This window comes from Micromonospora sp. M61 (genome assembly GCF_018070245.1).
GTDB classification, from domain to species: Bacteria; Actinomycetota; Actinomycetes; order Mycobacteriales; family Micromonosporaceae; genus Micromonospora; species Micromonospora zamorensis.
In genome coordinates this window covers 1-771 of sequence record NZ_JAGPYA010000184.1, presented here as the reverse complement: position 1 = coordinate 771, position 771 = coordinate 1, and the positions used below count along the sequence as shown (strand labels likewise).

Sequence of the window (771 nt, the reverse complement as noted above, 5' to 3'; positions counted from 1 at the left end):
ATCATGAAGTTAGCGGCGTCGATGCCGGCGTGTCGCGACGCTAACTTCATGATCGACGCGGGGGGTGGCTGCGCGGAGCGCATTGCCGTGGGGGATCAGACGGTCGGGCGGAACTGTCCCGCTAGCGTGGCGGGGTGCGTACCGTCGAACTGGTCTGCTCGCCTGGGTTGGACGCCGAGGTCCGGGCGGTCTGGGACCGGTTGGCGGCTGCCGGGTTGCCGAGCCTGGCCCGCAACACCCACCCGACCAACCGGCCGCACCTGACCCTCGCCGCCGTCGACGAGTTTCCGCCCGGCGTCGAGCGCCGCCTCGCCGAGCTGTTTGACGCCGCGCTCCCGATCCCGGTCACGCTCGACCGCGTTGTCGTCCTCGACGGCAGCGCCCCGCTGGTCTGGCTCGTGCAACCCACGTCGGCGCTGACCGCGCTGCACGCCGCCGTCTGGGACGTTCTCGCCGAGGCCGACGGGCACCGGCCGTGGCACGCTCCGGGGGCGTGGGTGCCACACCTGAGCCTGGCCCTGCGCTTTCGCAACGCGGACCTGCGGTTGGCCCGTGCCGTCGCCGGTGGGCAGCGCCCGACGGGGGACTTCGACGCCGCGCGCAGCTACGACGGCACGGACCGGACGCTGACACCGCTGACCACGCCCTAGGGCGTGTCTTCAAAGGCTCACAACCATTGGAGTAGCGCGGCGATAGTGACTGTGGCCTGGAACGAGGTCGCGGTCTTGTCGTAGCGGGTCGCCACGCTGCGGCACTGCTTGAGCCGGTTGA

1 protein-coding gene is annotated in these 771 nt (G+C 71.2%); it reads left to right on the top strand.

The features are described 5' to 3' along the window. The first annotated feature begins 134 nt into the window (after positions 1-134). Positions 135-650, top strand: coding sequence for a 2'-5' RNA ligase family protein (locus tag KBX34_RS33245; RefSeq protein ID WP_141909510.1), 516 nt, complete (start codon positions 135-137; stop codon positions 648-650). The last annotated feature ends 121 nt before the right edge of the window (positions 651-771 follow it).